We start from the raw sequence: 26105 nt of genomic DNA on the forward strand, positions 1-26105 counted from the left end.
GTTTAATGAAAGTCATGGCTCCGAATCGGCAGAATGTCGTCCGGCGCCGCTGGTGCATTACGATAGGGCGGTGACCCAAGCGTCCGCCCGTTGGGGAAGGCCGGATCGCGCGGATCAGGACCACCGTCATGGCTCGCGCCGTCGCCCCGACCCGGCGCGACATTGAAGTCCATGCGGCCCACGGAGCGCAGCATCTCGTCATGGTCGATGATCCGATCGCAGATGATGTGAATAACCTCGCCTTCTTTCTGGAGCCGTCCGCGCATCGCGATCATGGAGGCGGACATGACCTGCCGCCGGTAGATTTCGAACCGATCGGGCCACAGAATGCCTTGGGCGACCCCGGTTTCGTCCTCGATGGTGACGAATAATACGCCCTTCGCTGAGCCAGGCCGCTGACGCACCAGTATGACGCCGGCCACCTCGATATTGCGACCATTGCGGATCGACTTGAGGTCGGCGCAGCGCGCGATCCGCATGGCGTCGAGCTGGGGGCGCAGGAAGCTCAGCGGATGATTGCGAAGCGAGAGCTGGAGCGAGCGATAATCTTCCACCACCTCGCGGCCTTCGGTCATGGATTGGAGGGTAACCGGAACCTCCCGGCCTTCGGGCGAGAATTTGCCCTCGCGCGCGTCCGCGGCCGCGAAGAGGGGAAGGGGTGCTTCGCCCAGGCCCTTGACCTTCCACAGGCCCTGACGCCGATCCTGCGCGATGCAGGCAAAGGCGTCGGCCTCGGCAAGCCGCTCGATCGCGGCGCGCGGCACGCCCGCGCGGCGCCAGACCTCCTCGACGCTCTCGAACGGGGCAGGGCCGCGCGCACCGACGATGGCGGCGCCATGGAGATTGGCGAGTCCTCGCACCTGCCGGAACCCCAGGCGCACCGCCAGATATTGCCCGCGCGCCGGTTCGAGCGAGCAATCCCAGTGGCTATGATTGATCGAGACCGGCCGGACCTCGACGCCATGATTGCGCGCATCGTGCACGATCTGGGCGGGCGCGTAGAAACCCATGGGCTGGGCGTTCAAGAGTGCGGCACAGAAGACATCGGGATGATGATGCTTCATCCAACAGGAGGCATAGGCGATCTTGGCGAAGCTCGCCGCATGGCTTTCAGGAAAGCCGTAGCTGCCGAACCCCTCGATCTGCTTGAAGGTCCGCTCGGCAAAATCCTTGGGGTATCCCCGCGCGATCATGCCATTCACCAGCTTGTCGTAGAAGTGGCTGACCCCGCCGGTGAGCTTGAAGGTGGCCATCGCGCGGCGAAGCTGATCGGCCTCGGCGGGCGTGAACCCGGCACCCACGATCGCGACCTTCATCGCCTGTTCCTGGAAGAGCGGTACGCCCAGCGTCTTCTTGAGGACCGCTTCGAGCTCAGGCTTGGGATATTCAGGCACCTCCTTGCCTTCCCGGCGGCGCAGATAGGGATGGACCATGTCGCCCTGGATCGGGCCGGGACGGACGATCGCGACCTCGATGACGAGATCGTAGAATTCCTTGGGCTTGATCCGCGGCAGCATCGACATCTGCGCGCGGCTCTCGATCTGGAAGACGCCCAGCGTATCGGCCCGCTGGATCATGGCATAGACGGCGGGATCATCGTCCTGAAGATCGGCCATGCCGACTCGGACGCCCTTATGCTCCTCGAGCAGGTTGAAGGCGCGGTTCATGCAGCCCAGCATGCCGAGGCCCAGCACGTCGACCTTCATGAATTTCAGCGCATCAATGTCATCCTTGTCCCATTCTATGATTTGGCGATCTTCCATCCGCGCTGGTTCGATAGGTACGAGATCGTCGAGACGATCCTGGGTGAGCACGAAGCCACCGGGATGTTGGGATAGATGGCGCGGTGTGCCGATGAGTTGGCGGGACAGTTCCAGCGTCAGCTTGAGCCGATGGTCATCGGCATTCAAATTGACGCTCGCAATCTGCTCATCGGTGATGCCGTCCATCGACCAGCCCCAGACGAGGCCGGTCAGCATCTTGGTAAGATCACGGGGGAGCCCCAGCGCCTTGCCCACCTCCGCGACCGCGCCGCGCGTGCGATAACGGGTGACCACGGCCGTCAGCGCCGAGCGGGTGCGGCCATAGGTCTCATAGATCCACTGGATGATCTCTTCACGCCGTTCGTGCTCGAAATCGACGTCGATATCGGGCGGCTCCTTGCGCTCGCCCGAGACGAACCGTTCGAACAGCAACTCATGCTTGATCGGATCGATCGAGGTGATGCCGAGCATATAGCACACACAGCTGTTCGCCGCCGACCCGCGACCCTGGCAAAGAATGCCGCGCCGACGGCTTTCCGCGACAATCGAATGTACCGTCAGAAAATAGGGTGCGTAACCGAGCTGGTCGATCAATCGCAGTTCATGGTGGATCTGCTTGGTATAGGGCGTCGGCAGGCCGTCGGGAAACATCCGGGCTGCGGCCTGGCTTGTCAGGGCCGCGAGTGCCTGCTGCGCGGTGCGGCCCTCCATCACCTGCTCATAGGGATATTGATACTGGATTTCGCCCAGATCGAACCGGCATCGGTCGGCGATGTCAGCGCTCGCCTGGATCGCATCGGGAAAGGCCGAAAAGCGCCGCTCCATCTCCTCAGGCAATTTGAGGTTCCGATCCATGTAGCGCTCGCGCCTGAACCCCAGGCCATCGATCGTCGTCTTCTCGCGGATCGCGGTCATCACATCCTGGAGCGGCCGGAAATCGGGTGAATGGTAGAGGATGTCGCCGGTCGCGACGCTGCGCACGCCAGTGGCCCTCGCCATGGCATCCAGCTTGTGAAGGCGGGCGATGTCGTCGGGGCGGCGGCGCAGCGCGAGCGCCATATGGGCGCGCGATCCGAACGCCGTTCGGACGTCGTCCAGGTGGGCGCGCGTGACGCTGTCCGGCTCATCGGGCACGAGGATGGCAATCTGTCCCTCGGCATGAGCGGTGACGTCGGCCCAGTCGAGGAGGCAGCAGCCCTTGCCGCCGCGCGCCTTGCCGATCGAGAGCAGCCGGGTGAGGCGGGACCAGGCGGGGCGATCGGTCGGATAGAGGAGCAGGGCGCGGCCATCGGTGAGATCGATCCGCGCGCCTGCGATCATCCGGACGCTAGTCGCCTTCTGCGCGTCCCAGCCGCGCACCACGCCCGCGACGCTACCCCAATCGGCAAGGCCGAGCGCCTTGTGACCGAGCAAGGCGGCGGCCGAGAACAATTGCTCGGGAGAGGAGGCGCCGCGCAGAAAGGAGAAGTGGCTCGTCACCTGGAGTTCGACATAGCGGGCCATCAGCCAAAGACCCCATGCATGAACCAGCTGAGATTCCCCGTCTGCTCGTCGACGCCATCGCCCCGGCGGAACAGCCAGAAACGCTCGCCACCCTCTGCCTCGACCCGGAAATAGTCCCTGACCGCCCACATCTCCTGGGCATTGCGCCACCACTCGCCATGGATGCGCTCCGGGCCATCGCCGGCGATCACGCGATAAGGCTTGCCCCGCCAGACGAAGCGCCGGGGCGGATGGTCGGGCAGCAGCGCCACGACATTGGAGAGAAGCTCCGGCTTTTTAAGCATCCGTACCGGCCGTTTCCAGCCCGGCCAGCCCTTCGGCTTTGCCAAGGGACTTACACGCCGCACCGCGCGCTCGGGCACATCGCTTTCGTGGGAGGAGAGACGGAAGGGCGTATCAGGATCGATCCGGCCGGCAAGCTGATCGACAAGCGGTGCGATGTCAGGCGCGCGGTCGCCGGTGATAAGGCCGGCCTCCAGCATCTGCGCCTTCAATTCCTCGACGTGCGGGGCACCCAGCCTCATTACCTCGATGCCGAGGCCGGGGTCGATCCTCTCCACCCGCATGGTGAGCATTCGCTTGAGATGCTTTGCATCACGCGTGGCCCTGGCGGTGCCGATCGCGACGCGCTGCTCGCTCCCGTCGACAATCTGACAGGCGAGATGTGCGGCACGCAGGCCAAGGCCGCGCTCCATCAGCAGGGCCACCAGATCGTCGACCAGATCACTGATCACCTGGTTGATGGTCTCCGCCGTACCGATCGGTTCGAGGAGCCGCCGCTCCACATGGGGCGCCTCGAAGGGGATGACGGGAACGATGGGTTCGGCGATCATTCCGCGCGCCTGATCGAGCCGTCGCACTGTGGTCAGGCCGAGTCGGCGGGCCATTGGTCCGCGGGGCATGGGATAGAGGTCGGCGATGCGTTCCAGGCCGAAGCGGGCGGCGGCTTCGAGTACCCCCGGCTCTAGCCTCAGCGCGGAGAGCGGGAGATCAGCAATGGCCTGGGTCTCGCTGCCCTCCGCCAGAATGGTGACAGCCTCGCTGCCGTAGCGCGCGAGCGCGAAGGCAGCGCCGGGCGTGCCGGCGATCGCGATGCGGGCGGTGAATCCCAGGCGCTTGAGAAAGCCCAGTAGCCTTCGGCAGAAACGCTGCTCACCGCCGAACAAATGGGTGGTGCCGGTCAAATCAAGCCACAGCCCGTCTGCGCCTGAGATGCAGGCCGTGGGCGTCCAATGGGCGACCGCGTGCAGCGCCAGCCGGTCGAGCCAGGCCTGATCGGCATCCGGCTCAGCGTCACGCACCTCAAGGTCGGTCACCAGAGCGCGCGCATGGGCGGCGGCCATGCCGGGACGAAGTCTGAGGTCTTGGGCGACCGGACAGGCCGAGGTCACGATGTCCCGCTGCCCGGACCGGGCGATCAGGATCATGGGTTGACCCCAGAGCGTTGCCCAGCTGAGAGCAGTGGCGGAAGCTCGGCTGCTGCCTCCTGCATTGGCCGGCATGGTCTTGAAAGGATGTTCCGTCGACTCGCTGCGTCGCCCCATCTCGCGCATCGTCGGGCGTTGATGGGCCGGGAGCGCCTCGAGATCCGCCTGGGTGGGCTTGCTTCCCAGCGTGCCGTCGCGCGCCCAGCGCGCGCCGGGACGCCAGCCGCCCGCCTTGGGGACAGAACAGGCGCCTGGGGTATCGTCGATCGGCGGCGGGAAACGCGGGGCGACCGGTGTCGGGGCCGGCTCAGGCAGCCTGGTGGGCCGCTCCAGCTGCCGCAACCGCTCTATCGGGAGCTGCGGCAGGTAGAGCGAGGCAACCCGTGTCATCACACGCCTCGATTTCCAGAGAGAAAGGATTGCCGTTCCGTTGGCGGACCAGCTCAACCGCCCAGCGCGGTCGGCCAAGGCCGGCATGGGGGAGGGGGCTCGAAGGCGCGGTGCCGATGCGCCAGCGCGTCATGGCCGAGGAAAGGCCGCTCAAGGGGCAACGGTCGCGATGGCGGTGGCGGCGGAAGAGCAGCATCGGCGTCTTGCCGTCAGATGCTGCCAGCTGAAGCCGGCGGGTGGCGGTTTGGTCGGCGACTTTTACCTCAGCGACGACGCAGGCGAGAGACCCGTCGCGAAGGCCATCTTCGGCAAGCGCCAGAACTTCGGCATCCTTGCGACCCTGCGCATAGAGAATCTTGTCGGGGCCGAGCCCAATCTGCTCCAAGCCCGGCGCATAAAGGTCGAACCGCGTCACGGCCCAGAGGATGGTGAAGCCAGGTTCTGCGGCAAAACGCGCGGCGATCCCGGCGGTGAACAGGGTGGCGCAGGCATCATCATTGAAGCTGGCCGACGCGGCCGCGACCTCATGCAGGCCCGCGCCGTCAAGGCCATGATCGGCCAGGCGCTCGTCAATCGCGGGCAGCCCGAAGGGCAGCGCCGGCCCGCGTTCTGCGCGAGCATTCGCCAGCTGTGCACGAAGCACGGCAAGCTGATCGACCCGGTTCTGGTCGAGGGGAGAGGGACAAACGGACATGGGAACAACGACTCAAATGTTCCCTATATGTTCATTTGAGTCTCAGGATTCGTCAAGCGGCATGAATCTCGGTTCGTCCGAGGCTTAGGCGAGGAGGCGGAGCGTGCTGGCATCGCGCTCGCCATCGAACCAACGTTCGAGGGCATCGTCGATGAGCGATGATGTTCTGGCCGCCTCGAAAAGCGTCAGGGACGAGCGCAGTTTCATCGCGTCAACCGAACCGAAGACGGCGACCGGGTCACTGTTCGTCAGTCCCTGAAGCGCTTTCACGCATTCCAGATAGCGCGGACCCAGCACCGGATGATCGAGATACGCGCGGGCTTCGGCGAGCGAGGCGATCCCATAATAATGCGCGGTCGGGCTGTGGCCGAGGCCGCGAAGCTGCGGAAAAATGAACCACATCCAATGGCTGCGCTTCGCGCCGGCCCTGATCTCGGCAAGCGCTGTGTCGTAGCTTTTGGCCTGCGCCTCGACAAAGCGGGCAAGCGTTGCGTCAGCGGTCATAGGAGCGCCTGCTGCGCGGGCGGCGCGCCATAGACCTGGATCACCGGCAGGTTACCCTGCTTCAGCCAGCCCAGCACGTCTTTCGCCGGGACGGTGGGATCGAGCCAGTCGACCCACTGGTCGCGGGTGAGAGGGATGATCTGGCGATGGTGATAGGGGGCAACATCGGGGCCGGCATCCATGGTGAGCATCGTGAACGCCTCGCCTGCCGGGCTCTCCCGCCAGATGCCAGCGATGCAGAACCAGTCATGGTCTTTCATGGTGAAAAGCCATTTGTCGAGCCGCTTGTCCTTGGGGCGAGGGACGACAGGGTCGGTAAACTCGTAGAAGCCGTCAGCCAGGATGAGGGCGCGATGCGATTTGAACGCCCGGCCTTCGGACCGGAAATTATAGACGGGCTTTCCGTTGTTTCCCGGCCAACTCCATCGCCGGTTGACCAGTTCGCCCATACCTCGCTCGCCTTCGACGCTGCGCACGATCGGCGCCATGTCGGTCATCCTGATATCATCGCGCGCCGGCACATTGGGCTTGCCATCGGGCATCTTGATCTTGATCTTGAGGTCCTCGAAATCCTCGACGATCGAGGCAATGTCGACCTTCAGGCGATAATCATTGCACATGAATCCTCCGCAAGTCGCTTCAGCTTGCCCTTCTCAATCGTTCGCTATATGTTCTCATCATGGACTCGAAAGCAACACCCTTCGACTCCGACGCTCTCGGAAGTCGCCGTGCCATTATCCGGCGCAACCCCGATGATTGCCAAGAGATTGAGATGATCGAGGCGGCCTGGGGTTCCAACCCGCGTTTCAGCGATGGCGTCTCCTACGAGTTCATCCGGTCGGAAGGGAAAAACTTCCCGAGCAATCGCTGCCTCGTCCCGGCGTCGGAATTCCACATCCGTAACGGCGAGAAGAAATTCCGGGCCTTCCGGGAAGACGGCAATTTCTTCTATCTCGCCGCCATCTGGGAGCCGCCCATGGGCGACTGGCCGGTCAGTTACCGCATCCTTACGGTCGACGCGAACCCCGATGTCATCCGCTACCAGAGCCGGCACGGCGCGATCATCGAGCGGCGGCAGGTCATGCAATGGCTGGATTTCACGGTGCCCGAGGAGGAACTGTTGGCGACGCCGCCGGGCGACATCTTCACGATCGAGGAAATCCTCACGAAGCCCGTGCAGACGAACTTTGCCCTTTGATCGGCATGATCCGATGACCATGATGCTTCCACTCGATTTGCCGCTACCCACTCGCCATCGGGATGATCCGGTGCTGCCCGGGTTGCGCCAGCAGGACGATTTCATCACGGCCGACGAAGAGCGCGCCTTGATGACCGGGATCGATCGTGCGGGCCTGACGCCCTTTCTTTTCCAACGGTGGACCGGCAAGCGGCTGACCAAAAGCTTCGGGTGGAGCTATGATTTTCAGACCGGCGTCTTCGCGCCGACCGAGCCTATTCCGGAATGGGTTACGCCCCTCAAGGCGCGCGCGGCGCGATTCGCGGGCCTGGCGCCGGACGATCTCGAGCAGCTGCTGCTGATCCGCTATGATCCGGGCGCAGGGATCGGCTGGCATCGTGATCGCCCCGCTTTTGAGCATGTGATTGGGGTTTCGCTGGGTGAGCCGGCCACCATGCGCTTCCGGCGACGGATGGAGGCAGGGTTCAGACGCGCAAATGCGCCGCTCTTACCGCGCTCCATTTACCATTTGAGCGGCGAAGCGCGGCATGATTGGGAGCACAGCATCGTCCCTATGGAGGCGTTGCGCTGGTCCCTGACATTTCGCAGCCTGAAGCTATGGCCCCCAGAGCGGCAATAGAAAGGCACCTCGCCTGGAACCTCCCTCCTGTTCACCAGTTACTCACGCATCGGACCGCTTCATTTGCCCCCCGCTTAGGCGGTTCGATGATATTGCGGCCCGTCAACCATCCCCCCGGTTGGCGGGCCGTTTCTCCAGGCAGGAGCGCTTCACAGCTCGCTGGTCGGACAGCGTTGCCCCGGCTATCATGAAGCCCGGCGGTTGCGGTGACCTCATGCCCAAACCGCACCAGATGCAATGTCAGCGTCTATCCGGTATTTCGATCGTGACGAGCCTTGGAGGTCATCATGCGCCAAGAAAATGGGACCGACGATGAACGAGCCTATTTCGCGCTGGCCCTGGTAGAGCAATGCGTGCGCACCAGCTGTCTGGAAGATTTGCATTCCGGCGTGACGCCCAGTTCGGCGACAGGGGATTATAGCGACGTCAAAGTGGTGACGCCCTATGGAGAAATTCCCTGGAACGACCTTTCGCGGATATCCGACGTTGAGATGAAGGGGTTGATGATCGAGGTTACGAACCGGGTGTTCACCTTCCTGACGCATGCCGAGCATCTCCTGGAGCTTGGGCCGGCCGCGCGGTGGAACCGGCCGGAGCATGATCCCAATCTGCTGAAGACCGCGCAACGCCGGGCGACATTGCGCAAATGATCAAAACAGCCGCCGGGACGTTTGCTATCGAGTCATTGGAACGATGAGATCGCTGGTGTCCTCGACTGCGGCAACGAAAGGCCGCTCACCTTCAACCCGCCCGACCGCGGAAATGCCTCACTCGACGAGATTGGCCAGATTGCGCAAACTGGACGACATGCCCTCCCGGTGATCGGTCTCGGAGATACCAGGAGGCACGTTCTCTGCGAGGAAGGTGACCTTGCTGCTGTTTCCTTTTTCACGCTCGATCGTGGTGGTGACCGTCATGGTTCCGGCAAAGGCTGGGTCATCGCTTTGAAACGTTACCGTCTCGACGATCTTCTGGTCAGGAATGAGATCGACGAACTCACCTTCGAAAACGTCCTCACCATCCCCGCTCTTCCCTTCAGCGCTCCCCTCCGAGTAGACGAAGGCCATGCGATAGCCTCCGCCAATCTTCGGAACAAAGCGTTCGATGCGAGCTGTCATGCCACTGGGCGGACGCCAGGACGCGACGGCTTCCGCGTCCAGGAAAGCCCGATAGATGGCGCGCGGAGACGCGAGAATGGTGCGGGAAGCTCTATGGGTCTGCGAGTCGGACATAATGCCGACCTGTAAGGGGAGGGGACGGCAATCGGCAACTCGGGAACAGCAGATAAACGATAGGCCGCCTTGTGAAGGGCGGCCTATCCATTGTCTGTGCCTTGTGCGGCAGGCTTAGAGCCTGACCCCCGCGGAGGCCATGCCCAGACTCTCTGCCGCGCGCGGCGTTTGACAATGAGACATCTGACCACCTCCTTTCCGTTGTTGAACGTTAACCGGATATGGGTTCGAGCGCAGGACAATCAAGCGGTCGTGATGCAAGCAAGAAAGCCTAGGGTTAGGGGTACCCGGGGCAGATTTCCGGGCATGGGGATGTACAAATCGCTTTCGATCTGATTCACACTTTGGATGACTTCTGGTGGATCTGGCCCTGACGACGATGGCGGTTTTGCCGATTTACGCCGTGTGGTCGGTGCGCTGGCGGCGCAGGTCGGCACGCTTCAGGAGACGGTTGAGCGTCTGACGATAGAGAATGCCGAACTGAAGGCCGAGAATCTCGCGCTGAAGGACGAGATCGCCCGGCTGAAAGGGCTACCGCCGCGACCGAAGTTCAAGGCGAAGCCGTCGGGCATGGAGCAGGCAATATCGAAGCCGAAGAGCAAGAAAGGCCGTAAACGCGGCCGGGGATCGGTGCGTGCCAAACTGGCTGTAACGTCAGAAGTGAAACTGAAGGCCAATGCCCTGCTGGATCGAGGTTTCGCGGCTACGAAGACGTGCTGGTGCAGGATCTGAAGATCAGCGTCGAGGTGGTGCGCTATCGCCGGGAACGCTGGGAGACGGCGGCGGGCGAGCGGATTATAGCACCTTTACCGCCGGGCATTCTGGGTGGTTTTGGCCCCGAGCTTCGCCGCTTCATTGCCGCAGGTCACTTCCAGGGGCAGATGACGAGTGAACGGCTGACAGCCATCTTGAACGGGATGGGTCTGCACATCTCCAAGCGGCAAGTTGTTCGCCTTCTGAGCAGGGGACTTGAAGCCCTGGTGGCTGAAGATCAGGCCGTTTTGCGCACAGGACTGGAGACCGCCCGGTGGATCAGTGTCGATGACACCAGCGCTCCCCATGCCCGGCGCAATGGCTATGTCACGCAACTGGGTGACCAGCGCTTTGCGGTGTTCCGGAGTGGCGTGTCCAAGTCCCGTGCCGCCTTTCTGGGTCTGCTCCAGGCCGGGCGCAGCGAGCATGTCGTCAATGACGTGGCAGTGGCCCGGATGCGCGAGATGAACATGGCTGCGGCCCAGATCGATGCCCTTGCAAGCCATGGTGACAAGCGCTTCGCTTGTGCCGAGGCCTGGGCTGCCCACCTTGCGGCGCTGGGCTTCGACAAGCTCAACGTCCAGCCCGATCCGGTCAAGGTCGCTACCGAAAGTGCCCTGTGGGGTGCCATCAGCGAGCAAGGCTTGCTGGGCGACACGGCGATCGTCTCCGATGGTGCCGGCCAGTTCCGGGTCGGAGACAATCATGCTCTGTGCTGGGTCCATTGCGAGCGGCTGGTGCACAAGCTCCAGCCCAGCTCGAAGAAAGATCGTGATGCCGTCGAACTCAAACGGACGCTGATCTGGTGGCTTTATGCCGACCTCAAGGCATGGCAGCGCTATCCCGATCCCAAACGAGCCAGAGCCCTGCGGGCCCGCTTCGACCGTATTTTCACCAGGCGTACCGGCTATGTCATGCTGGACCGGCTGCTCACGCGCCTCCATCGCCACAAGGCACAGTTGCTGCGCGTCCTTGAGCGTCCGGAAATCCCGCTGCATACCAATGGCTCGGAAAACGACATCCGCGCCTTCGTCACCAAGCGCAAAATCTCCGGCGGCACCGTCAGCCAGGCCGGAAGGATCGCTCGCGACACCATGATTGGCCTGCTCAAGACATGCGCCAAGCTGCGCATCTCTTTCTACCAATTCCTCGGCGACCGCTTCGCTGTCCCCGGTGCCCCACATGTCCAATGGCTACCCGACCTCGTCCGGAACGCGCCAGCCTGAGCGCACGGGAATCTGCCCCGGTTACGGGTTAGGGACGTGCAATCGGCTGAAAAAAAAGGGGCATGGATGGTTAGGCGCACCCATCGCGCTAATGCTGGTCGCGCATTGTCGGTCATTTTTGGTGGCTTCGCGGCGCGGCTAAGCTTGGGACTTTTGCGAAGGGCGGCTTGAGAATCGTCGACTCGAGAAAGCCGACATTCGCAGTACCCAGATCGACGTATATGCGGCGACGGCAACGCCACTTTTTGCCGTTCCAAAGACACAATGATGATCCTGAAACCTGATTGCCTGCTTTTTGAGGCGATGCCCAGGCGACATGGTAATTGGTCATAGAGACAGTAGTCAGGATGCAGATTGTGGCACGGCTCAACGGTAGTGCATCAATCGATACTGCGAATGACAAGGCCCCAAGTATGTGTTTATCGTCGGCGCTCATTCGCGGTTACATCACATACCAATCCTCGGCAAGTTCCCGTTTGTCAGGTGGGAATCCAGTTTGATACTTTATGGTCAGTCCTCACCGTCGACGCAAGCTTGAGATATGCTAGAGACTCAAGCGATTTCCGACTATGATAGGCCGATGGGATATCGCGTCGCCGAAAAAACAAAGCTCAATCTGATCATTGCGGCGGAGGAATTGGTCGCCATTCATGGACTAGGTGGTGTTTCCGCCAGGGAGATAGCCAGACGCAGTGGCAAGAAGAATAATGTAGTTGTCCAGTATCATTTCAACTCAATCGACCAGCTTTACGACGAGGTCGTCAAGTTCAGAATGGCACAACTGGAGGCCATTCGAGCTGCCCGCGTGATCGGCTGCGATCTCGATGATCTTGGCATCGACGAGTTGGTCGCGCTGGTTTGCCTGCCCCATCTTCAGATCCGCGATAGCGATGGCCGTTATTCCTACGCGGCGTTCCTGTGCCATTATCTGAGTTTCAGCCAGCCCGCGGCGCCCGATCAGCGCCACACGCAGGTGTTCGAGATGATGCAGAATATGGGCATCTATCGTGATGGCTGGATGGCGGGCACCGCGCCCGCGGCGGCGCCATGGGACATCACCAAAGCGCAGAAGATTGACCTGACAAAGCGGAAATGGGAACTTTATCAGGTCTCAAAGGACTTTTCGCAGTCGAAGGATCTGGCGGCGGCCCAACCCGACAAGCTCAGGGAAATGCAGGCCCTGTTCTATGCAGAGGCGGAAAAGGCGAAGATCCTGCCGATCCATGGCATCATGGACGGTGCACAGGGCCGCCCCTCTCTGGCGGAAGGGCGGACCAGCTTCACCTATCATGCGGGGCTGACGAGGGTGCCGGAAAATACCGCGCCGCATGTCATCGGCCGGTCCTTCGACATTACCGCCGACATGGAGATTCCGGCGGGCGGCACGACCAACGGCGTCATCGTCACGCAGGGCGGCCGGTTCGGCGGCTACGCCCTCTATGTGAAGGATGGAAAGCCCGTATTCCACTATAACATGACCAATGACATGCAATATCGAATCGCGTCGCAGACCGACCTGACGCCGGGCAGGCATCAACTGGTCATGCGCCTTGTGCTCGACAAACCCGAACGCGGATCGGGTGGCGTGGTGACGCTGCTGCTGGATGGTGAGGCGATCGGCAACGGCCGGGTGGAGCATACGCACCGCGCCTGGATATCGAACGCCGAAGGTTTCGATGTGGGTGAGGATACGCTGACGCCGATAAACGACGACTACAAGATTTCGGAGAGTCGCTTCAACGCAAGGCTTGAAAGCGTGCGCATCGATCTCAAATGACCAATTGGGGGAGGGGCTTGCTTGAAGCAACGCCTCCCCCCTATAGATCTAATATATAGACCTAATATGAGGTGCTAATCTTCGGGGGCGATCGTAAACGATAATCCCTCCATATGCCTATCCACGATCAATTGGCATGCGAGCCGTGACGCCGAAAGGCGGGATGAAGAACTCTCAAGCAATTCATCCTCGTCCGCAGATGGTGGCGTGAAATGATCCGACCAGTCGTCCTGGACATAGATGTGGCAGGTCGCGCAAGAACAGCATCCGCCGCACAACGCGAGCAATTCATCGACGCCGGCGCTGCGGATGCCTTCCATAATGCTCAGCCCTTCCTCGACATTGATGGAAGAGATTCGGCCGTCGCGCAGCGCGATATGGATCATCGGCATGATCGCAACCTCACGCCGGCCAGACGAGGGGAACATTGTCGACGGCAGCGACAATACCGGAATGATAGGCCGGACTTTCCCCGTCCTTGAAGCCGAAACTCGGTATCCGCTCGAGCCATTCCTCAAGGGTCACGATCACCTCCATGCGGGCGAGATGCAGACCTGCGCAGCGATGGGGGCCGCCGCCGAACGTGCTGTGTGAAATGCCACGCCTTTCGAGATTGATCCGCCAGGGATCAGGATTTAGCGTTTCGTCCAGGCCGTGCAAGGCGGTGGGCAGCAGGATCATGTCCCCGCGCTTGAGGGAAAGTCCCTTATATTCCTGATCCTTCGCCACCATGCGCGGTAAGCGGGGCAAACTCCCGGGCGGTCAGGCGGGAGCGGCGCTGACGAGGTCCGGCAGCCATGGAACGGATGGCGCGCCGGGAACGGCGAAGCGATCACCGAGGAATTGGTAGAAGGAGACGCCAAGCTTGGCACAGGTTTTGATCAGGCCGAGCATGATGTCGCGAGCGATCCGTCCTTGTTCGCTAACGGTGCCACCGGAAATTTTGCGCTTGGTGACAAAGCTGCGGATATCGTTTTCCGAACCGTTGGTATGCAACGGGATTTCGGGACGTGTCAGAACGCGCAGGAGATCGTTTTTCTGGCGGTAGAGGCGTGCCAATTGCCGATCGAGCATCACAAAGCCGGTTTTGCGGGCAAAGATCCGGTCAAAACGAACCCTGAGGGCACGGCCCCGTTTGGGATCCGGATGCTTTTGCCAGGCTTTGAGATCGGCGTAGAACCACCAGATCAACGTGCGGATGAGTTCGAGCGCTTCACGATCTTTCTTCGAGCGGGGATGGAGTTTGTGGACCAGCCTTTCTGCATGTACCCAGCACAACGCATGGTTGCTGCCGACGCGGAACTGACCGGCGCCATCGGAGACGATAGCTGTGTCGCCGAGCAGACCTTGTTCGCAAAGGGCGCCCCATAGCGCGCCTTCGGTCGCGACCTTGGTGGGATCGGGCGTGACGCTCAACTTGTCAAAGCCCAGCGCGCAAAGATGCGCCTGCCACGCCTCGGGGCTCTCAAAATGCTTGGCTTCGTGGGCTTCCAGCACGGCAATCGGTTCGGACGCGAGGTTCATCTCGCGCATTTTGGCTAGCGCTTCGTCGTTGACGACAAAATGGCTGATGCCCGCCTGAAGAAGATTGAGAAAATTGCGCCGCGATTTGGAAAAGCTGCTGCGAAACACCGCGAAGCGCCGATCCCCAAGATGGGTGACATACCCATTCTTGCGAGCATGCGGAGCGGAAGTGTCGTCGACATTGATCCATTGCGCCGTGGAAATCCCCGTGGCTAAAATCGCCCGATCTTCGGCAACCAGATCGTCGAGCCCACGGCTGAGCAGTCGTACGACCTGGCGTTTGGAAATGGCCAAACCCATCCCGTTCAACATCGAGCACAGCCGTTCGCTGGTGATCTGACCTTGGAAATGACCCGCCGTGATAAAGCGCCGTAGCTCGGGGCCAAAGCCTCCCAAAATGCCCGCCGGCAACTCTGCTGCGATCCGCTTACCATCAGGACCCCGCCAAATCTCGCGACGATAGCGGATGACGTCAACTTCAAGCCGAAGATCCTGCACCAAGACGTCTTCGTAACCCTTGAAACGTGAGCCATCAGGAACTGCCGCTTTCAGCGTCACATCCCGGCTGACGGTGAGCTTCGATTGCACCGCCCCACGCCTCCGCTTGCTCCGCTTCTTCCCCGGTGTCGGTGACGTCGACTTCTCCATCCCCGATGGCTTCGACTTGAAGCGGGGACGCGGCGGATCGCCCTTCAATCGCGCAATCTCGTCCCGTAATGCCTGGATCTCCAGCTTGTCAGCCGCCCTCTCGATCAGCAGATCCTGGTTCGTCGCTTCCAGACGGTCGCAACGCTCAACCAGCGCAGCAACAACCCGACGAATATCCTCCTCGCCTCTTGTACCGCCAATGTCGTTGCCCGAAGTCATCGGCAGTGTGAATCACGCCAAACCAACCTTGTCCAGTCCCCCTGCCCGGAAATTTGCCCCGCTTACCCATGCGCGCTTCCGACACGACCGGGAAGCGGCGGAACATCTCCTCGGCGCTGCGCATCAGGGCGAGACTGTCCTGGCGCAATTCATCCACCAACGCGGGGTTCTTCGCCAGGTGGATCATCATGAAGCTGAGGAAATTAACGACGGTGTCCAGCCCGCCCAGAAGAAGCAGCGAGATCAGTCCCAACGCCTTGTCATGGCTGATCGGTGCGCCGTTGATCTCGGCATTCACCATGATGGTGATGAGGTCTTCGCGGTCGCTTCCCCGTCGCGCATGGATGATCGGTTCGACATAGGCGAAGAAGCCGTCATTGCCCGCTTGCAGGTCCGTCGCCATTTCTTCGGGCGTATGGCCTTCGGGCCGCGTCATCATGCGGGCATAGCGGCTGAGTGTCGGCACATCCTCCATCGGAAGATCAGCGAGCGCCATGAACACCTTGACCGGAAAAACATTGGCATAGTCGGCCGCAAAGTCGCACTCGCCCTGCGCGACGAAGCCTTCGATCAGTTCGACCGCGATGGCGCGGACCTTGTCCTCCACCTTGCGAATCTGGGCCAGGCTGAGGCCCTTGTCGAGCGCCTTCCGATAAGGCGTGTGCTCGGGCGGGTCCATGCGGGTGGGCACCATCTGATATTTCTCGCCGGCTTCTTTCGGCAGGAAAATCACTTCGCTCGAAAAGCGTGAGGGATCGCTATAGACGTCGCGCACGGTGTCGCCGTTGGTCGCGATCCAGTGGCCGCCGGTAAAAGGTGTCCAGACAAGGTCGGGCACGCCCAGCTTCTGAATGCTTTTCCACGCCTCATGATAGCCCTGCTCGATCCCGTCCAGCGCATACATGTCGATTTCATAGACATGATCGTCGGGCACATGGGCCGGCTTTGCAGCCCGGCTGCGTGGGGGAGGGGCGGGACGGTCGTCGGATATCGTTGCCAAGGCTGCTCTCCTGTCGTTGGCCGATATGGCGCTATCAGCATTATGCGTGTAAGTTACACGCATGGATGGGCCGCCGCAATGATTCTTTCAACGCATACGTTGATATGCAATGGCGGTGTTGAGGGAGATGCTTTGCGGATGAAGATGCGCGAACTGGAAGAGCGGACGGGCGTGGACCGGGAGGTGATCCGCATACTCATCCGCGAAGGGCTGCTGCCGCAGCCGGAGCGCCCCGCCCGGAACGCGGCCGAATATGATGAAAACCATGTGAGAGGCATTGCCGCGGTCCGCGAGCTTCAGAAAGGCGCGCGGCTGACGATCAAGCAGATCAAGGCGCTAATGAATGGGGATGGGGGTCAGCCGCTTGCTCCAAGTTCGCCCTATGCGCATCTTGAACAACTGCTCTCACACCGCTTCGGACTCGATACTGCGCCGACCGTATCTCTGGCGTCGCTCCAGCAACGCCATTCAGCCGCCGAGCGTGACGCCCAGGCCTTTGCGCAGATGGATATGCTCGACATGCGGGAGGGCGCGGATGGCCCCGAACTCAGCCTGCCCGATGCGCGCCTTGTCGAGATATGGGGTCGCATCCGTGAAGCCGGCTTTGTCGATGAAAATGGCTTCCCGCCGGAGAATATTGCCTTCTACAAGGCGTTGGCCGAACAGGTCGCGGCGCATGAAGCGGCGATCTTCTTCAATGCCAGCGATGGCCGTATCGAAGAGGAGAAGGCGGCGGCGATGCTGCACACCGCTCTTCCCCTGATGCTCGATTTTTTCGGTCTGCTGCGTATCAAGGCGTTCATGCGGCTGGTCAATGCCGCAACCAGCCCCGATGCGGCGGCCTAGGACACCAGCCGCACGCCATTTTCAACCAGCGGGCGCTTGGCGACGACGGTCAGCCCGAACCCTTCGAGCGCGGTCAGCTTGCCGGTGCTGGAGGTCAGCAGCACCATCTCGCCGACGCCCAGATCCTGCAGGATTTGCGCGCCGATGCCATAGTCGCGATAGCCGTGCGTGTCGGCATAGGCCTTTCGGTTGCCCTTGATCCGTTCCGAGATCGAGGTCGGACTGGGATCCCGCACAAAGACGGCCACGGCCGGGCCATCATAATTGGCCAGTTCCCTGAGCGCGGCGGGCACATAGTCGCGATGAGCGGCCCGCCAGCCAAGGACGTCGGCGGTAAGGTCGAGTTGATGGACGCGCACCAGCGTGGGACGGTCTTTGCTGGGCGTGCCGCGCACCAGCGCGACATGCTCACCGCCATCGATGACGTTGCGATAGACGATGATGCGAAAGTCGCCATACCAGCTTTCGAACGGCGCTTCGGCGACCCGTTCGACCAGCGATTCGAACCGCCGCCGATAAGCGATGAGGTCGGCGATGGTGCCGATATTCAGATCATGTTCCTTGGCGAATGCGATCAACTCGGGCAGCCGGCTCATCGATCCGTCATCGTTCATGACCTCGCAAATGACGCCGGCCGGCGTCAGGCCCGCGAGGCGCGAGATGTCGACCGCCGCCTCCGTATGGCCCGCGCGCACCAACACGCCGCCGTCGCGCGCGGTCAGGGGAAAGACGTGGCCGGGCGACACCACGTCCCGCGCGCCCTTGGTGGGATCGACGGCGACCGCGATCGTGTGGGCGCGATCATGGGCGGAAATGCCGGTGGTCACGCCCTCGCGCGCTTCGATGGAGACGGTGAACGCCGTTCCATGGCCGCTTTCGTTGCGCGGTGCCATGGGCGACAGGCTGAGCGTGCGGGCGCGCTCCTGCGTCATGGCAAGGCAGATCAGGCCGCGCGCATGCTTGGCCATGAAGTTGATGATGCGCGGCGTTGCAAACTGCGCGGGAATGATGACGTCGCCCTCATTCTCGCGGTCCGGCGCATCGATGAGAATATAGGGCAATCCGTTGCGGGCGTCCTCGATGATGCGCTCGATCGGTGCGATGCCGTCAACTCGGGTCATGGTCATATCCTGATAACAAGCGGGAAATATGGTCGGGAAGCGGATGCGGGAGGATGCCGTCCGTGACATCCCGCACATAGCCGACATGGCTGGTCGCGGTACGCCATTGCTCGCCGGCATAGCTGTAGCAGGCGTCCTCCATGTCCTCATAGGTGGTCAGGGGGACAGGGGCGGCATCGACGATATGGCGCCGGCCCCGCGCGACCCAGATACCGCGCTGGAGCATGATGGCGGCTTCGAGGTCGTCACCCTGGAAATGGGTCCGAGCGCTCGCCATGAAACCCCGCATCAAGGGCATGCCCGCCAGAGGCTCCGGCGCGATGACGGTGGAGCCTGATACCAGCCAATTGTGGATCGGCTTCCCTGCCTTCGCGATTTCGATCCGGAAAGGGGTTCCGTCATCGTCCTCGACGCGGATTTGATATTCGACACGACGGCCCACATTTCCGCTATGTGCGACCCGCAGGCTCCATGCGGCAAGGTCGGAAAGATGGGTGCAGTTCTGGACGCGGTCGAGAGTGGCGATCGCGGCCTGGCTTTCGGCCTGAAGAGGCAGGCCGACCAGTTTGCGCAAGCCGGCCGCCGATCCACGGCAACTGGTTGCGGGGCCTCGGCTGATGTCCGCTTCGACCGCCTCGATCCGCTGTCCATCATGACGCAGAAGGATCCACATGGCATGATGGCTGTCATCGATCGTGCCCAGAACGGCGCCGGGCAGCGCATAAAAGCGCAGCAGGCGACGATAGCAGCCCGACCCATAGTCCGGGTTCAAGGGGAAGCGTGCAAGTGTCATTCATCCTCTCCAGCCCCATCATATCGAAGCCTGTCTATTTTATCAACATCTACGTTGACGTTGTAACGTTGTTGAAAGTCGTACCCTTTCCATGCATCGTGCGCCCATGACGCAAACGAGCAATATTTCGCGCCGCCGGCGCACCAAGCAGGCCAAGGGTGGCGCAGATTATGAAGCCAAGCGCGCGGAACTGCTGCGAATCGCCGCCGAACTGTTCAAGGAACAGGGGTTTCAGTCCACCCGGCTTCTGGACATCGCCCAGGCGGCAGGACTGGACCGGGCGACGGTCTATTATTATGTCGGCAGCAAGGAAGAACTGTTCCACGAGACGGTGGAAGGGGTGCTCGACGCCAATATCGCGGTCGCCCAGCAGTTGATCGAGGACGACAGTCTAAGAGCGATTGAACGGCTGAAAAAAATCTTCGTCTCCCTGATGATCAGTTACGAGGATAATTATCCCGCGACCTTCGTCTATATTCAGGAGCAGATGCATCAGGTCGCGGCCGACGAAACGGCCTGGGCGCAGGACATCATGAAGAAGACCAGACAGTTCGATCAGATTCTGATCGGCTTTATCGGCGACGCTATCGCGCAGGGCGATCTGCGTGGCGATATCCCAGTCCGTCTGGTGGAAAACGCTTTGTTCGGGATGCTGAACTGGACCCATCGTTGGTTCGTCCCCGGCAAGGGCATGACCGGGCAACAGGTCGCGGAATCCTTCTGGTCGATCTTCATCGGCGGCATGGTGCCTGCCCGAGCGGATGCCTGACGTTTCCGATCATCCCGTCCCTTGCTTCAACCTTTCGCGCAAGGCGCGTTTGTCGATCTTGGTTGCCGACATCGGCCAGTCCGCCGCCTGCACGAAATATATGGCTCTGGGAACCTTGTAGCTGGCGATCCGACCGCGACAATGCGCGATCAGGGTCTCCTCGCTCGCTTCCATCCCTGCTGCCAGTTCGATGAAGGCGACCGGGACTTCGTCCAGTCTTGGGTCGGGGCGACCGACCACCTCCGCCGTTTTGACCGCAGGATGAGTGCAGAGAAAGGTTTCGATCTCGATCGCGGCGACATTTTCGCCGCCTACCTTGAGCATGTCTTTGTAGCGTCCGCCGAACACCAGACTTCCGCCGGACAGGCGCGTGTAGAGATCGCCGGTTTTGAGCCAGCCGTCCGACGTGAAGCTTTCCGCCGTCTTTTCCGGCGCGGCCCAATATTCGTCCATGACATTATAGCCGCGTACCAATATTTCGCCCAACGTGCCGTCGGGCAAATCATCGCCCGTTTCCGGATCGACGATTCTTACCTCGACGCCGGGGCAGGCCTTCCCATGCGTTGTGGAACGCGATTCGCGGCTTTCGTCGGGATCGCACATTGCAAAGAGCCCGGCGGTTTCGGTCATCCCGCACCCCTGGATCACCTCCGTATTGGGGAGCGCCAACTGTACCGAGTCGACGAGCGTTGGCGGCGCGATGATGAAAAGCTGGCGGAGCGATCCCAGCCGGGCCGCATCGAAATCGGGATGGCTCATCAACCCCTGCACGATGGCGGGGAACCACGGCCAGGCGAGGGTCACGCCTTCCTCGACCATGAGCTTAAGGCTGCGTTCCGGTTCGAAATAGCTGTCTGTCAGAAATGTCCCAGCGACCCCGACCGTGCCGATGAAGGGCGCCATCGTGCCGATGTGGAAGAGCGGGCCGGAACCCCAGACGACATCGCGGCCATCGGCTTTCAGCCGGTAGCGGGACCGTTCGACAGGGCCTCTGGTGACGGCCTCATGGCTGAGGACACAGCCCTTGGGATGGGCGGTCGTGCCGGAGGTGTAGATGATGATGGCGGGGTCCCGCACGCGGACCTGCCGGCGCAGCCTTTCGATGGCGTCCGCAGGCACCCGGTCCGCCTGGCCGGCAAACGACTCGAACGATTCGAATTCGGCATCGCCCTCGCCACGCATCAGAACGCGGTGCCGTAGATGAGGCGACGCGTCACCGGTCAGCGCTTCGCGCAGCACCGCCGGGAAATCGACGGGATCGCTCGCATGCCGGCTGGTGAGCAAGGCGACCGCTTGCGCATTGCGGATGATATATCCCAGTTCAGCCGCCTTGTGCCGGGCATTGAGCGGCACGGCGACGGCGCCGATCAGGGCGATGGCGAACAGGCTGATCGCATATTCGCAGCTATTGGGAATCAGGATCGCGACATGATCGCCGCGCTTCACATCCTTTGCGATCAACGCCTTCGCAACGGTTCGCGCGCGATCGAACAGCCCTTCGTAGCTGATGCGTTCGTCCGGCAGAACCAGGACATCACGCGCCGGATGCGTTTCGGCGGCACGCAGCAGCAGGTCGCCCAGCGTAGATACCTCGGTGACGATGGAGCCCATCATATCATTCCTCTTCCCGTTCTTCTGCTGTGCCGCACGGCATCCGGCAACGCTTATGGGAAAAAATTTCGCTGTTCGTCAACACGTGAGTTGACAACTTCGCCGGAAAGGGTTTGGATTAGGCGTCGACACAAGATCAACCTGATGTCGCGGCGTGGACCGCGACCCCATTTTTGGGGCGGAGAGGCTATGAAGTTCCATCTTATGCAAACCGGCGTCGTTGGACGCCGCAAGGAAATCGAGGCCGGCATGGCCGGCCAGCGGCCTGAGCTGTATCAGCGCTTCCTCGAAGAAGTGCGCGGCTATGTACGGCTGGCCGACGACCTGGGTTATTACGGCTATTGCCAGCCCGAACACCACCTTCAGATCGAGGGTTTCGAGGCGAACAACCATCCCGGAATGTTCAGCCTGTTCGTCGGGCAGAACAGCAAGCGCCTGCACGCGGGAACGATGGGCTACACGATGACGACCCATAATCCGGTCCGAGTCGCGGAGGAGCTCGCGACGCTGGATCATATGTTGCAGGGACGGCTCTATTGCGGCTTCACGCGTGGCTATCATGCCCGCTGGGTCGACGCCTATGGCGCCAAGGAGGGTGTGAGCGCGACCACGCCGGACAATGTCAAGGCACGCGACCAGCAGGATGCCCGCAACCGCTCGCTCTTCGAAGAAGGTGTGCGTGTCGTGAAGAAGGCTTGGACGAGCGACGTTTTCAGCCACAAGGGCGAAAACTGGCAGTTCCCGCCGGAAGGGGGCTCCACCGGGCATCCGGCCTATGCCAAGTTCGGCAAGGGGCAGGATGAAAACGGCATTGTGCGGGAAATCGGTATCGCGCCCCGCTGCTATCAGGCTCCGCACCCGCCGATCTATGGCGGCTTTGCGGCTTCGGGCCGGACGATCGACTTCTGGGCTGAGGAGGGCGGCAAGCTGATCGTCCTGTCGGACAATCTCGATTTCTGCGAATCGCTCAACAATCGTTATATCGCGACGGCCGCGAAGAATGGCCGTGAAGTGACTTCGACCGACGCGTCGGCATGGGGCGGTTTCCTGATGCTGACCGACAGCAAGGATCGCGCGGCCGAACTGATGCGGGAGCATATGTGGTTCTGGGACGAATGGTTCATCCCGCTGGGCCAGCGGCCGCCAAACGTCCTGATCGGCACCGCCGACGAAATTGCCGACCGGATCGGCGAGGCGCATGATCGCCTCGGCTTCAACGAGCTGTTCCTGATGTTTGGCCAGGGCCACCTGGAACCGGAAGCCAATCAGGAAGAGCTGGAACAGTTCATCAGCAAGGTTGCCCCGCGCTTCTCGACCAAGAATGAGAATGGTGTGTTCGTCTGATCGAACCGCGCGATAAATATTCAAGGAGAGTTATATCATGGCCATGCAGTGCGGGATCTTCATGACCCCTTATAACCCGCCGAGCCGCACGGCGCGGCAGGTGTTCGACTGGGCTCTCGACATCGCCCGGATCGCGGACGAGGCGGGCTATGCCGACTTCATGATCGGCGAACATTATACGCTGGGCTGGGAGAATATCCCGGTTCCCGAAGCCATCATTGCGGCCTGCGCGCAGACGACGAAGCAGATCCGTTTCGCGCCTATGGCGCACTTGCTGCCCTATCATGACCCGGCGACGCTGGCGGTCCGTATCGGCTGGCTGAGCCAGGTGATGGAGGGGCGCTATTTTCTGGGCGTGGCTCCGGGCGGCCACCATACCGACGCGATCCTGCATGGCTTCGACACTATCTTCGAGCTGCCGCCGCGCCAGATCGAGGCGCTGCACATGATGGAACGAGTTTGGGAGGGGAAACCCTTCCTGGAAAAGGGCAAATATTATCAGGCCGGTTTCCCCGGCCCGGACACTATGCCCGAATATGACGTCATCATTGCCGACAACAGCCCCTATGGCGGCCGCGACAAGCTGGAAATCGCTGTGACCGGCCTGTCGCAAAGCTCGTCGTCGATGAAATTCGCGGGCGAACGCGATTATTCCCCCATCTCCTTCTTCGGCGGCACGCCGCAGATGAAGGCGCATTGGGAAACCTGGGCGAATGCGATGGAATCGCAGGGACGCAGGCCCGATCGCAAGCGGTACAGGGTATGTCGCGACGTTTTCATCGCAGACACCGATGCGGAGGCCAAGCGGCTGTTCCTCAAGAGCGGCCTGATGCAGACCTGGAAACATTATCTGAAGGAAATCTACGTCAAGTTCGGCCTGTTCAATGGCATCATCGCAGACTCCGGCAAAGACGTCACGCCTGAGACGATTGATGAGGATTTCCTGGCCGAGCATGTCGTCTTGTGTGGATCGCCGGAGACCTGCATCGAAAAGCTGGAGTCTCTGGCCGACAAGGTCGGCGGCTGGGGCCAGATCGTCTACAACCAGCATGACAGCATCGACGATCCCAAGCCGTGGGAAGAGTCGATCCGCCGGCTGGCGACCGAGGTGTGTCCCAAGGTCCGCATGCCGAACTGAGGATGACCGGGGGCAGGCGCAGGATCAAGGCGCCGCCCCCTGCTTGCAGGAGAGAAGGCATGGCGACGGGCCGCGCGACCGTGTTGGTCGAACCCAACAGACTGGAAACCTGGGACGTCCCCGTGGTCGATCCGGAACCGGGCGGTGCGCTGGTGCGCATCGTCCTGGGCGGGGTATGCGGCAGCGACGTCCATATCGCCACGGGCGAAGCCGGGGTCATGCCTTTTCCGATCATCCTGGGGCATGAAGGGATCGGCCGGATCGAGAAACTGGGCGGGGTTGAGACGGACTATGCCGGCGTGCCGGTCAAGCCCGGCGATCTCGTCTACTGGTCGCCCATTGCCATCTGCAACCGCTGCTATAGCTGCAATGTGATCGATGAGACGCCCTGCGAGAATTCGCAATTTTTCGAGCATGCGGAAAAGCCGAACTGGGGCAGCTACGCCGATTATGCCTGGCTGCCCAATGGCCTGGCTTTCTTCCGCCTGCCCGACGGGGCGGACCCGCTGGCTATTGCGGCGCTCGGCTGCGCCTTGCCGACCGTACTGCGCGGCTTCGACCGCTGCGGCCCGGTGAAGATGGGCGAGGCCGTCCTGGTGCAGGGGGCAGGGCCAGTGGGCCTGTCCGCCGTGCTGGTCGCGGCACAGGCGGGCGCGCGCGAAGTGATCGTCATCGACGGCTTCGACAAGCGGCTGGACGTGGCCCGGTCGCTGGGCGCGACGGCCACCATTTCCCTGCGCGACAGCGCGGAGGAAAGGCGTCGCAATATCTATGATCTTACTGGTCCGGCCGGGCCTTCGCTGGTGGTCGAGGCGGCGGGTGTGTTGCCGGCCTTCCCCGAAGGCGTCGATCTGGCCGGAATCCATGCGCGCTACGTCATATTGGGCCTGTGGGGGGCGATCGGCACGCAGCCTATTTCGCCGCGCGACCTGACGACCAAGAATCTGACCCTCGCGGGCGCGACCTTCCCCAAACCCAAACATTATTATGAGGCCATGCATCTGGCCGCGCGGCTGCAGGACAGGGTGCCACTCGCCGCGCTGGTCAGCCATCGGTTTGCGATCGAGGATGCGTCCGCCGCGCTGGATGCAGTGCACAAGGGCGACGTCATCAAGGCGGTCATCGATCCGGAATGCCGCGCATCGGCGCGATAGGCGGTCTGCAAGGCAACGATCAGCAAGACAGGAGAAGAGATTTGGGCAATCGGCTGGACGGAAAGGTCTGCATCGTCACCGGCAGTGGCAGCGGCATGGGCCGCGCCTGCGCAATCGAGATGGCGGCGCAGGGCGGGCGGGTGATGGTCACCGACGTCAACGAGGCATCGGCGCGCGAGACGGTGGACAGCATCGTCGCTGCGGGCGGCGACGCGGACATGTTCGTCTGCAACCTGCGCAAGGGCGACGAGATCAAGGCGCTGATGGGCTTCACGGCGGAGCGCTTCGGCGGGATCGACGTGCTGCACAATAATGCGGCGGTGCATGAGACGGACCTGACCGAGAAGACCTCGATCGAGGAGCTGCCCGAAGAGATTTGGGACATCGTCTATGAGATCAACCTCAAGGCGCTCTGGCTGACGACCCGCTATGCCGCGCCCTATCTCAAACAGTCCAAGCTTGGCCCCGCCATCGTCAATGTCGCCTCGACGGGCTCGTTCGTATCCTATCCGCAGGCAGGGGCCTATTGCGCGACCAAGGGCGGGGTTCTGCTGCTGACCAAGGCGACGGCGGTGGATCTCGCGCCCTATGGCATCCGCTGCAACTGCTATTGCCCCGGCGCCATCGACACGCCCATGCTGCAAAAATATTATGAGGCGGCGCCCGATAAGGATGCGATCATGTCGGTGCTGACCGGCGCGCACCTCATCCCGCGTCTGGGCAAGGTCGAGGAAATTGCGAAGCTGGCCTGTTTCCTGGCGTCCGAGGACAGCTCATTCATCAATGGCGCATCCTATGTGATCGACGGCGGGACGCTCGCCTGGCGCGGGATGCGCGCCGCCGATTGAGGTG

25 protein-coding genes are annotated in these 26105 nt (G+C 61.8%); 12 read left to right on the forward strand and 13 right to left on the reverse strand.

Annotation, left to right across the window (positions count from 1 at the left end; all coding sequences use genetic code 11):
* Positions 1 to 2: 2 nt before the first annotated feature.
* The 5 genes from HUK73_RS03550 to HUK73_RS03570 all read right to left on the reverse strand — a co-directional run bounded on the left by HUK73_RS03550 (position 3) and on the right by HUK73_RS03570 (position 6901).
* Complete coding sequence (locus HUK73_RS03550) at positions 3 to 3266, reverse strand: error-prone DNA polymerase (protein WP_176590669.1); 3264 nt, start codon at positions 3264 to 3266, stop codon at positions 3 to 5.
* Positions 3266 to 5083: a DUF6504 family protein gene (locus tag HUK73_RS03555; RefSeq protein WP_176590670.1), complete on the reverse strand. Its 1818-nt coding sequence runs from the start codon at positions 5081 to 5083 to the stop codon at positions 3266 to 3268. The genes HUK73_RS03550 and HUK73_RS03555 overlap by 1 nt, the downstream gene beginning before the upstream one ends.
* The gene (locus HUK73_RS03560; RefSeq protein ID WP_176590671.1) at positions 5001 to 5777 is read right to left on the reverse strand and encodes an ImuA family protein; all 777 of its coding nucleotides are present in this window, start codon (positions 5775 to 5777) and stop codon (positions 5001 to 5003) included. Before HUK73_RS03560 ends, HUK73_RS03555 begins: the two co-directional genes overlap by 83 nt.
* Positions 5778 to 5861: 84 nt before the next feature.
* Complete coding sequence (locus tag HUK73_RS03565; RefSeq protein WP_176590672.1) at positions 5862 to 6281, reverse strand: DUF1810 domain-containing protein; 420 nt, start codon at positions 6279 to 6281, stop codon at positions 5862 to 5864.
* Positions 6278 to 6901: an SOS response-associated peptidase gene (locus HUK73_RS03570; RefSeq protein ID WP_176590673.1), complete on the reverse strand. Its 624-nt coding sequence runs from the start codon at positions 6899 to 6901 to the stop codon at positions 6278 to 6280. The genes HUK73_RS03565 and HUK73_RS03570 overlap by 4 nt, the downstream gene beginning before the upstream one ends.
* A 152-nt stretch (positions 6902 to 7053) precedes the next feature.
* Here HUK73_RS03570 and HUK73_RS03575 point away from each other — a divergent pair, with 152 nt between their 5' ends.
* The 3 genes from HUK73_RS03575 to HUK73_RS03585 all read left to right on the forward strand — a co-directional run bounded on the left by HUK73_RS03575 (position 7054) and on the right by HUK73_RS03585 (position 8748).
* Entirely contained in the window at positions 7054 to 7479 is a 426-nt protein-coding gene (locus HUK73_RS03575) for an SOS response-associated peptidase family protein (RefSeq protein ID WP_176590674.1), read from the forward strand.
* A 19-nt stretch (positions 7480 to 7498) separates the two neighbouring features.
* Positions 7499 to 8098: an alpha-ketoglutarate-dependent dioxygenase AlkB gene (locus HUK73_RS03580; protein WP_255326187.1), complete on the forward strand. Its 600-nt coding sequence runs from the start codon at positions 7499 to 7501 to the stop codon at positions 8096 to 8098.
* Between the two features lie 287 nt (positions 8099 to 8385).
* The gene (locus HUK73_RS03585; protein ID WP_176590675.1) at positions 8386 to 8748 is read left to right on the forward strand and encodes a hypothetical protein; all 363 of its coding nucleotides are present in this window, start codon (positions 8386 to 8388) and stop codon (positions 8746 to 8748) included.
* Between the two features lie 117 nt (positions 8749 to 8865).
* Here the strand turns inward: HUK73_RS03585 and HUK73_RS03590 are convergent, their stop codons facing one another.
* Positions 8866 to 9330, reverse strand: a complete 465-nt coding sequence (locus tag HUK73_RS03590; RefSeq protein ID WP_176590676.1) for an SRPBCC domain-containing protein — start codon at positions 9328 to 9330, stop codon at positions 8866 to 8868.
* A gap of 348 nt (positions 9331 to 9678) precedes the next feature.
* On the opposite strand from HUK73_RS03590, the gene HUK73_RS26510 reads away from it, so the two are divergent.
* From HUK73_RS26510 to HUK73_RS03600, 3 genes are all read left to right on the forward strand, one after another.
* A complete protein-coding gene (locus tag HUK73_RS26510; RefSeq protein ID WP_218036415.1) occupies positions 9679 to 10062 on the forward strand; it encodes a hypothetical protein in 384 nt (127 codons plus the stop codon).
* Complete coding sequence (locus HUK73_RS03595; RefSeq protein ID WP_218036416.1) at positions 10050 to 11309, forward strand: transposase; 1260 nt, start codon at positions 10050 to 10052, stop codon at positions 11307 to 11309. Before HUK73_RS26510 ends, HUK73_RS03595 begins: the two co-directional genes overlap by 13 nt.
* A 580-nt stretch (positions 11310 to 11889) precedes the next feature.
* On the forward strand, positions 11890 to 13086 hold the full coding sequence (locus HUK73_RS03600) for a TetR/AcrR family transcriptional regulator (RefSeq protein ID WP_176590677.1): 1197 nt from the start codon (positions 11890 to 11892) through the stop codon (positions 13084 to 13086).
* A 74-nt stretch (positions 13087 to 13160) separates the two neighbouring features.
* On the opposite strand, the gene HUK73_RS03605 is transcribed toward HUK73_RS03600, so the two are convergent.
* The 4 genes from HUK73_RS03605 to HUK73_RS03620 are packed head-to-tail and all read right to left on the reverse strand — an operon-like array spanning position 13161 to position 16468.
* Complete coding sequence (locus tag HUK73_RS03605) at positions 13161 to 13478, reverse strand: 2Fe-2S iron-sulfur cluster-binding protein (protein ID WP_176590678.1); 318 nt, start codon at positions 13476 to 13478, stop codon at positions 13161 to 13163.
* Between the two features lie 10 nt (positions 13479 to 13488).
* Positions 13489 to 13836 carry a cytochrome P450 gene (locus HUK73_RS03610; protein ID WP_369805428.1) on the reverse strand — a complete coding sequence of 116 codons (348 nt, stop codon included), beginning with the start codon at positions 13834 to 13836 and terminating at the stop codon, positions 13489 to 13491.
* Positions 13837 to 13848: 12 nt separating this feature from the next.
* Positions 13849 to 15477 carry a transposase gene (locus HUK73_RS03615; RefSeq protein WP_218036409.1) on the reverse strand — a complete coding sequence of 543 codons (1629 nt, stop codon included), beginning with the start codon at positions 15475 to 15477 and terminating at the stop codon, positions 13849 to 13851.
* Positions 15404 to 16468, reverse strand: a complete 1065-nt coding sequence (locus HUK73_RS03620) for a cytochrome P450 (RefSeq protein WP_369805508.1) — start codon at positions 16466 to 16468, stop codon at positions 15404 to 15406. The genes HUK73_RS03615 and HUK73_RS03620 overlap by 74 nt, the downstream gene beginning before the upstream one ends.
* A 147-nt stretch (positions 16469 to 16615) precedes the next feature.
* Between HUK73_RS03620 and HUK73_RS03625 the strand changes: the two genes are divergently transcribed.
* On the forward strand, positions 16616 to 17323 hold the full coding sequence (locus HUK73_RS03625) for a MerR family transcriptional regulator (protein WP_176590679.1): 708 nt from the start codon (positions 16616 to 16618) through the stop codon (positions 17321 to 17323).
* Here HUK73_RS03625 and ribB read toward each other — a convergent pair.
* Entirely contained in the window at positions 17320 to 18444 is a 1125-nt protein-coding gene (gene ribB, locus HUK73_RS03630; protein WP_176590680.1) for a 3,4-dihydroxy-2-butanone-4-phosphate synthase, read from the reverse strand. The two genes, HUK73_RS03625 and ribB, sit on opposite strands and share 4 nt — an antisense overlap.
* Positions 18431 to 19237, reverse strand: a complete 807-nt coding sequence (locus HUK73_RS03635; protein ID WP_176590681.1) for a DUF2889 domain-containing protein — start codon at positions 19235 to 19237, stop codon at positions 18431 to 18433. The genes ribB and HUK73_RS03635 overlap by 14 nt, the downstream gene beginning before the upstream one ends.
* Positions 19238 to 19343: 106 nt before the next feature.
* Between HUK73_RS03635 and HUK73_RS03640 the strand changes: the two genes are divergently transcribed.
* The gene (locus HUK73_RS03640) at positions 19344 to 20006 is read left to right on the forward strand and encodes a TetR/AcrR family transcriptional regulator (RefSeq protein ID WP_176590682.1); all 663 of its coding nucleotides are present in this window, start codon (positions 19344 to 19346) and stop codon (positions 20004 to 20006) included.
* A gap of 9 nt (positions 20007 to 20015) precedes the next feature.
* On the opposite strand, the gene HUK73_RS03645 is transcribed toward HUK73_RS03640, so the two are convergent.
* Positions 20016 to 21620 carry a class I adenylate-forming enzyme family protein gene (locus tag HUK73_RS03645; RefSeq protein ID WP_176590683.1) on the reverse strand — a complete coding sequence of 535 codons (1605 nt, stop codon included), beginning with the start codon at positions 21618 to 21620 and terminating at the stop codon, positions 20016 to 20018.
* Positions 21621 to 21806: 186 nt separating this feature from the next.
* On the opposite strand from HUK73_RS03645, the gene HUK73_RS03650 reads away from it, so the two are divergent.
* Genes HUK73_RS03650 through HUK73_RS03665 form a run of 4 tightly spaced genes read left to right on the forward strand, consistent with a single transcriptional unit; the run spans position 21807 to position 26101 of the window.
* The gene (locus tag HUK73_RS03650; RefSeq protein WP_176590684.1) at positions 21807 to 22961 is read left to right on the forward strand and encodes an LLM class flavin-dependent oxidoreductase; all 1155 of its coding nucleotides are present in this window, start codon (positions 21807 to 21809) and stop codon (positions 22959 to 22961) included.
* A gap of 37 nt (positions 22962 to 22998) precedes the next feature.
* Positions 22999 to 24099, forward strand: coding sequence for an LLM class flavin-dependent oxidoreductase (locus HUK73_RS03655; protein WP_218036417.1), 1101 nt, complete (start codon positions 22999 to 23001; stop codon positions 24097 to 24099).
* Positions 24100 to 24158: 59 nt separating this feature from the next.
* On the forward strand, positions 24159 to 25253 hold the full coding sequence (locus HUK73_RS03660; RefSeq protein WP_176590685.1) for a zinc-binding dehydrogenase: 1095 nt from the start codon (positions 24159 to 24161) through the stop codon (positions 25251 to 25253).
* A gap of 41 nt (positions 25254 to 25294) precedes the next feature.
* Positions 25295 to 26101, forward strand: a complete 807-nt coding sequence (locus tag HUK73_RS03665) for an SDR family NAD(P)-dependent oxidoreductase (RefSeq protein WP_176590686.1) — start codon at positions 25295 to 25297, stop codon at positions 26099 to 26101.
* The last annotated feature ends 4 nt before the right edge of the window (positions 26102 to 26105 follow it).

Source organism: Sphingobium sp. EM0848, from assembly GCF_013375555.1.
GTDB lineage: Bacteria > Pseudomonadota > Alphaproteobacteria > Sphingomonadales > Sphingomonadaceae > Sphingobium.